6 protein-coding genes are annotated in these 6,401 nt (G+C 68.8%); 4 read left to right on the top strand and 2 right to left on the bottom strand.

What is annotated here, in order from left to right:
* Window positions 1–89 precede the first annotated feature (89 nt).
* The gene (locus ABZ260_RS14300; protein WP_355616787.1) at window positions 90–827 is read right to left on the bottom strand and encodes a hypothetical protein; all 738 of its coding nucleotides are present in this window, start codon (window positions 825–827) and stop codon (window positions 90–92) included.
* Window positions 828–1,154: 327 nt separating this feature from the next.
* On the opposite strand from ABZ260_RS14300, the gene ABZ260_RS14295 reads away from it, so the two are divergent.
* From ABZ260_RS14295 to ABZ260_RS14280, 4 genes are all read left to right on the top strand, one after another.
* On the top strand, window positions 1,155–2,792 hold the full coding sequence (locus ABZ260_RS14295; protein ID WP_355616785.1) for an ABC-F family ATP-binding cassette domain-containing protein: 1,638 nt from the start codon (window positions 1,155–1,157) through the stop codon (window positions 2,790–2,792).
* Between the two features lie 86 nt (window positions 2,793–2,878).
* A complete protein-coding gene (locus ABZ260_RS14290; RefSeq protein ID WP_355616783.1) occupies window positions 2,879–3,859 on the top strand; it encodes a LacI family DNA-binding transcriptional regulator in 981 nt (326 codons plus the stop codon).
* Window positions 3,860–4,207: 348 nt separating this feature from the next.
* Window positions 4,208–4,759 carry a hypothetical protein gene (locus tag ABZ260_RS14285; protein ID WP_355616781.1) on the top strand — a complete coding sequence of 184 codons (552 nt, stop codon included), beginning with the start codon at window positions 4,208–4,210 and terminating at the stop codon, window positions 4,757–4,759.
* A 265-nt stretch (window positions 4,760–5,024) separates the two neighbouring features.
* Entirely contained in the window at window positions 5,025–5,750 is a 726-nt protein-coding gene (locus ABZ260_RS14280; RefSeq protein WP_355616779.1) for a hypothetical protein, read from the top strand.
* 34 nt (window positions 5,751–5,784) lie between these two features.
* On the opposite strand, the gene ABZ260_RS14275 is transcribed toward ABZ260_RS14280, so the two are convergent.
* Window positions 5,785–6,291 (bottom strand): hypothetical protein, encoded by a 507-nt coding sequence (locus tag ABZ260_RS14275; protein WP_355616777.1) that lies wholly within the window; start codon window positions 6,289–6,291, stop codon window positions 5,785–5,787.
* Window positions 6,292–6,401 lie beyond the last annotated feature (110 nt).

The following is a 6,401-nucleotide window of genomic DNA, read 5'->3' as shown; positions in this document are numbered from 1 at the left end:
CCCCGGACCTTTCGCCGGCTCTTGACGCAACTTTTCCCGCCGGGGCCCCATCTATCAGGGGGCTCCGCGTCGACTGCCGTCAGGCGGGACTACCGGCGGTAGTAGTTGTACACGCGTACCCGGTCGGACCGGCTCCTGCTCTCGGAGAGGTCGTCGGTCCCGTCGAAGATCGCGCGGTACTCACCGCTCTTGGTGGCGCGGGCCTTGGCGCGGAACGTGCCCTTCCAGCCGGTGTCGGCGGAGGTCACGAACTTCCAGGCGCTGGAGCCGCGCTTGCGGAAGTAGATCTCCACCTCCTCGCCCCGTACGTCCTTCCAGCGGTGGTCGTTGACCTGGAGGCGACCGGTGAAGTAGACCCAGCGGCCCTTGCGGACGGACTCGGGACTGGCGGAGAACCGGTAGACGCGGGTCTCGGCCTTCTCCTTCTTCTCGTGCTTGACGGAGAAGTTGACCTCGTCGGTGACCTTCTTGCCGTCCTTGTCGTACGCGTCGGCGATGGCGACCCAGCGGCCCTCGAAGTCGGAGGCGTCGAAGCTGGTCGTGAAACGCCACAGGTCGCCCTGGTGGAAGATCCGGGGCTCGCGCGCGTCCTGGGTGCGCAGCTGGTCGGAGACCGGCTTGAGGCGCAGTTCGACGCGCTCGGCCTCGGTGGTGCGGACCTCGATGGTGACCCTCGTGTCGTCGTCACCCTGCACGACGACCGGATTGGGGTTGACGCTGTCGATGCGCACACTGAGGGCGGCTCGCTCCGCGAAGGCCGTTCCGGCGGACATGAGCAGCGAGCCGCTCACGGCTGCGGACAGCAGGCCGATGGCGATTCGTTTCATCAAGATTATTTCCTTTTCTCCCCGTTGGCGGAGGCGGTCGGGAGTGACCGTCTACTCCCCATAAGACGGCTCAGAAGTAAGTGATGTTGCCCAAAGTCCCAAAAAAAGTAGCTTTAAGTCTCCGTTAGGTAATGTTTCTCCGCGGGAATGGGCAGGTCAATGGCCGGTCGCCGCCGTCAGAAAAGTTTTTTCCACAAAAAGAGATATGTCCGGTTTGCCGGGAATAAGGGCTGGGGTGGCGCGCGGTGCCCGCTCGGGGTGGCCCGGCGCTAGATCGGACATATCGGACATGACGTCGCGGCTGCCGAGGGCGGATAACGTTTACGCATGAGTGCCACCATCGTCGCCAAGGATCTGGCCGCCGGACACGGCGACCGAGCGCTTTTCGCCGGGCTCGACCTGGTGGTCGCCCCGGGCGACGTCGTCGGCCTGGTCGGGGTGAACGGCGCGGGGAAGTCCACTCTGATGCGGATCCTCGCCGGGCTGCTGCCTCCCGAGCACGGTTCCGTACGGCTCAGCCCGCCCTCGGCGTCGGTCGGCTACCTGCCGCAGGAGCGCGAGCGCCGGGCGGGCGAGACGATCGCGGACTTCCTGGCCCGCCGCACCGGGGTGGCCGCCGCACAGCGCGCGCTGGACGCCGCGACCCAGGGGCTGGTCGAGGGCCGTCCGGGTGCCGACGACGAGTACGCCGTGGGTCTGGAGCGCTGGCTGGCCCTGGGCGGTGCCGACCTGGAGGACCGCGCGGGGGAGGTGGTCGCCGAACTCGGCCTCGCCGTGGAGCTCGACCGGCCGATGACGGCGCTCTCCGGGGGGCAGGCGGCGCGGGCGGGCATGGCCTCCCTGCTGCTCAGCCGCTACGACGTCTTCCTGCTGGACGAGCCCACCAACGACCTCGACCTGGAGGGGCTGGAGCGGCTCGAACGCTTCGTCGCCGGTCTGCGCGCCGGGACCGTCCTGGTCAGCCACGACCGCGAGTTCCTGGCCAGGACCGTGAACCGGGTCGTCGAACTCGATCTCGTCCAGCGGTTGATCCGTCTGCACGGTGGCGGCTACGAGGCGTACCTCGCCGAGCGTGAGGTCGCCCGCCGGCACGCTCGCGACGAGTACGAGGAGTACGCCGGCACCGTCGCGGCCCTCAAGCAGCGCGCCGGGATCCAGCGTGCCTGGATGGAGAAGGGCGTCAGGAACGCGCGGCGCAAGGCGACGGACAATGACAAGATCGGCCGTAACCTCCGTGCCGAGACGACCGAGAAGCAGGCCGCGAAGGCTCGCCAGACCGAGCGGATGATCGAGCGGCTGGAGGAGGTCGAGGAGCCCCGCAAGGAGTGGGAGCTCCGGATGGAGATCGCGGTCGCCCCCCGCTCCGGAGCCGTCGTCGCGACGCTGCGCGAGGCCGTGGTCCGGCGCGGCGCGTTCGCTCTCGGCCCGGTGAACCTGCAGATCGGCTGGGCCGACCGGGTGGCGGTCACCGGTGCCAACGGCTCGGGCAAGTCCACGCTGCTCGCCACGCTCCTGGGCCGGATCCCGCTTCAGGAGGGAGGTGCCTCACTCGGTCCCGGCGTGGTCGTCGGCGAGGTGGACCAGGCGCGCGGGCTGTTCCTCGGTGACGAGCCCCTGGTGGACGCCTTCGGGGCCGCCGTGCCCGACATGACCCCCGCCGACGTCCGTACGCTGCTGGCCAAGTTCGGGCTGCGCGCCGCGCATGTGCCGCGCCCGGCCGTCACCCTGTCGCCGGGGGAGCGGACCAGGGCGGCGCTGGCGCTGCTCCAGGCACGCGGGGTGAACCTGCTCGTGCTCGACGAGCCGACCAACCACCTGGATCTGGCCGCGATCGAACAGCTGGAGTCCGCGCTCGCCTCCTATCCCGGTACGCTGCTGCTGGTCACCCACGACCGCCGGATGCTGGACGCGGTGCACACCACCCGGCGCATCCACGTCGACGCCGGTCGGATCACCGAGAGCTGAACGGGACGGCTACCGGCACCTTGACTCTTGACGTAACTTTCGCAAGTTTACGCAAGTAATTGCTTCCCTTGCCTTATAGTTTCATCATGACGCGACGGCTTGCAGAAGTGGCCAAGAAGGTCGGGATGAGCGAGGCGACGGTCAGCCGCGTGCTCAACGGGAAGCCCGGGGTGTCCGAGGCGACCCGCGAGGCCGTTCTCACCGCGCTCGACGTGCTCGGCTACGAGCGGCCGACCCAGTTGCGGGGTGACAGGGCGAGGCTGGTCGGGCTCGTCCTCCCCGAGCTGCAGAATCCCATCTTCCCCGCTTTCGCCGAGGTGGTCGGCGGGGCGCTGGCCCAGCAGGGGTTCACCTCCGTGTTGTGCACCCGCACGCTGGGCGGCGTCTCCGAGGCGGAGTACGTCGACCTGCTGCTCCAGCAGCAGGTGTCGGGTGTGGTGTTCGCCGGAGGTCTGTTCGCCCAGGCGGACGCCTCGCACGAGCACTACGAGCTGCTGCGGGAGCGGCGCCTGCCGACCGTGCTGGTGAACGCCGCGGTCGCGCATCTCGCCTTCCCGCAGGTCTCCTGTGACGACGTGGCCGCCGCCGAGATGGCGCTGGGCCATCTGCGGTCGCTGGGCCACGAGCGGATCGGCATGGTGCTCGGCCCCCCCGATCACGTGCCCTCGCGGCGCAAGCTGGACGCGGCGGGGATCGACCCGGAGTTCGTGGAGCACACCATGTTCTCCCTGGAAGGCGGGCACGCGGCGACCGCGCGGCTGATCCGCAAGGGCGTGACCGGCGTCATCTGCGCCAGCGACGTGATGGCCCTGGGGGCGATCAGGGCGGCCCGCAGGGCGGGGCTCTCCGTACCCGGAGACATCTCGGTGATCGGCTATGACGACTCCGCGCTGATGAACTGCACGGACCCGCCGCTGACGACGCTGCGCCAGCCGATCGACGCGATGGGGCGCGCGGTCGTCGACCTTCTCGCGGCCCAGATCGACAAGGCGCTGGTCCCGGCCGACGAGCTGCTGTTCGAGCCCGAACTGGTGGTCAGGGCCTCGACCGGCCCGGTGAAACGCTGAGGGAACTCGCTGTTTCCGCAGTCGTTTGTCGCTGACTTCCTTATTTACGTTAAAGCATTGCGGAAACATGCCTTAAAACAGGGATTTAATGTTCAAGAATTCCTGAAATTTGCGGCCCAGGTGTTGGCCTCCACCGCCGGTCAGCCCATCGGCGGGCGATGTGCCCACTCTGGGGCGTCATGGGGCTTGTCCGGCACTTTGGTGGTTACTGAGCCATCTACGGGCCGCCCTTTTACCGTTTTGGTCACGCTGCGTAGTTACTGATCTCTTAAGGTGATCGCAGCGGGTGTGGAGGATCCATCACTTGCTCTTCCCCCCGAAGACTCCGTCATTCGGAAGGAAGAGACCTTGCGTAAGAGATTCGCCGCACTCACCTCGGCGGGGGCGGGCGCCTTGCTGTTCATCCTGGCGGCGCCGGCGGTGGCGGCCCCCAGCGCCGACACCATCGTCACGTTCACCGTGACGGCGGGAAGCCTGGACATCACCGCGCCGGCCGGTCCGACCAGCATCGGCTCCGCCGCTCCCGCCGGCACGGTCACCGGGCAGATCGGCCCGGTGTCGGTCTCCGACACCCGCGGCGGGGCTACCTCGCTCTGGACCGCGTCGGTGTTCGCGACGGACTTCACCGTCGACGACCTGACCGTTCCCTTCGCCGCGGTGCAGTACTGGTCCGGCCCGGCGACCGACACCACCGGCGGCGGCACCTTCACCCCCGGCCAGCTCACGGCAGGCGACGCCGTCACTCTGACCGGTACGACGGAGACCGCCGTGACGGCCTTCGGCCACACGGGGGGCACCGGCGGTAGCACGGCCACCTGGAACCCCATGTTGATCGTCAACGTCCCCATCACGGCCGAGCTGGGCGCCTACAGCGGGACGGTGACACATCAGGTGGCGTAACCGGCTCGCTGGAGCGTTCATACCGACGCTGCTGGCCGCGCTGTTCTCCGGCGCGGCCGGCGCGAGCCCGGTCACCACCGACCCCCGGGGCACGATCGGCATCCGCCTCCTTGAGGCGCCGGTCAGCCACCGCGACGACCCGCGCGCGCTCTCCTACATCGTCGACCATCTCCATCCGGGCACCACCATCCGGCGAAAACTGGAGGTTTCCAACACCTCCAAGAGGACCCAGCACATCCGCCTGTATCCGGCCAGTGCCGACATCGTGCGGAACACTTTCAGCGCGCCGCCGGGACAGGTCCAGAACGAGCTGGCGAGCTGGATATCACTCGACCGCCCCTCGATCGACGTGGCACCGGGCGGCGAGGAGGTCGCACAGGTAAAGATCACAGTGCCGCCCGCCGCCTCGCGCGGCGAGCGGTACGGCGTCGTCTGGGCGGAGAGCGTGGCCGAACCCGACGTCACCAACCCCGTGCGCGTCATCAATCGTGTCGGGATCCGCGTCTACCTCGACGTCGGGAACGGTGGCGACCCGCCTTCGGACTTCCGGGTCGAGAATCTGACCCCCAAGCGCGGCACGGACGGCAGCCCGCAGGTGGCGGCACTGGTCCGTAACACCGGTGAGCGGACGCTGGACATGAGCGGGACGCTGTCGCTGTCGGAGGGACCGAGTGGCCTGCAGACCGGGCCCTTCCCCGCCGACCTGGGAGTCACGCTGCTTCCGGGGGCAGCCGCTCCGGTGGTCGTGACCCTGGACCCGCAGGTGCCCGCCGGGCCCTGGAAGGCGAAGCTGACCCTGATGAGCGGCATGGTGAAACGGGCGGTCACCGCCACCATCACCTTCCCCGCGACGGGCACTGGCCCGCCTGTCACGCCCGACCAGGACTACCTGCCCATGGCGGGGCTGATCGCGGGACTGGTCGTGCTGCCCGCGACGGCACTCGGATTCATGGTGCGCCGCAGGCGCCGGGCCGCCTCCCCGGTGAGCTGACGCTCTCACCGGGGAGGGCGGCTCCGGCCGTCGGTCACTTCGAGACGTAGAGGACCTTCCAGGTGCCCTCGTACAGGCAGTTCAGCGAGGGCTTGGAAGCCTTGGCCTCCGAGCAGACCTTCAGCTCGACCTCGTAGAGGTCGCGCTGGGTGAACGCGAACGACTTCGGAGTGCCGTACGAGCAGTCGACGACACTGTGGTGCTTGAACGGCAGGTTCCCGTCCGCGGTCCGGTAGGTGAGGCGGAAGACCGCCCAGCCGCAGGAGGGCCCCCTGGTCAGGTCGTAGACCTTGCCGGAGATCCGGCCCGTCGCGGCGGCCGGGATGTCGGCGTGGTCCTCGCCGGTGACCGTCAGCGAGCCGTGTGTCTTGGCCTTCCGGCCGGGAGCGTACCGGACGCCCCACTGGATGGTGCCCTGGGTGGCGCTCTGCGCGGCCGTCGTGTCCTCGGTGGGGCCGGTCGCGGCCTGGGCGGCCACCGGGGTGATCGATATGAGAGCGGCGGCGAGGGCGAGTGCTGTCAGGGAACGGGTGATCGTCATGGGAGGGGTTCCTTTCCGGCTGCGATGCCCACAGTCTGAGATGGGCTGCTTTCAACCGGGTTGACCGCCATCTGCAAGCGAGTATCAGCCGCCTATCAGGGGGAAGGGGA

It is taken from the genome of Streptosporangium sp. NPDC006013, assembly GCF_040614275.1.
In the GTDB taxonomy this organism is placed as follows: domain Bacteria; phylum Actinomycetota; class Actinomycetes; order Streptosporangiales; family Streptosporangiaceae; genus Streptosporangium.
The sequence above is the reverse complement of the archived record's forward strand: the minus strand, read 5'-3'. Positions and strand labels throughout refer to the sequence as shown.

Excerpts from the sequence above, each read along its gene's own strand:
- ABZ260_RS14300 (WP_355616787.1), bottom strand. The coding sequence starts at position 827 with ATGAAACGAATCGCCATCGGCCTGCTGTCCGCAGCCGTGAGCGGCTCG.
- ABZ260_RS14295 (WP_355616785.1), top strand. The coding sequence starts at position 1,155 with ATGAGTGCCACCATCGTCGCCAAGGATCTGGCCGCCGGACACGGCGAC.
- ABZ260_RS14290 (WP_355616783.1), top strand. The coding sequence starts at position 2,879 with ATGACGCGACGGCTTGCAGAAGTGGCCAAGAAGGTCGGGATGAGCGAG.
- ABZ260_RS14275 (WP_355616777.1), bottom strand. The coding sequence starts at position 6,291 with ATGACGATCACCCGTTCCCTGACAGCACTCGCCCTCGCCGCCGCTCTC.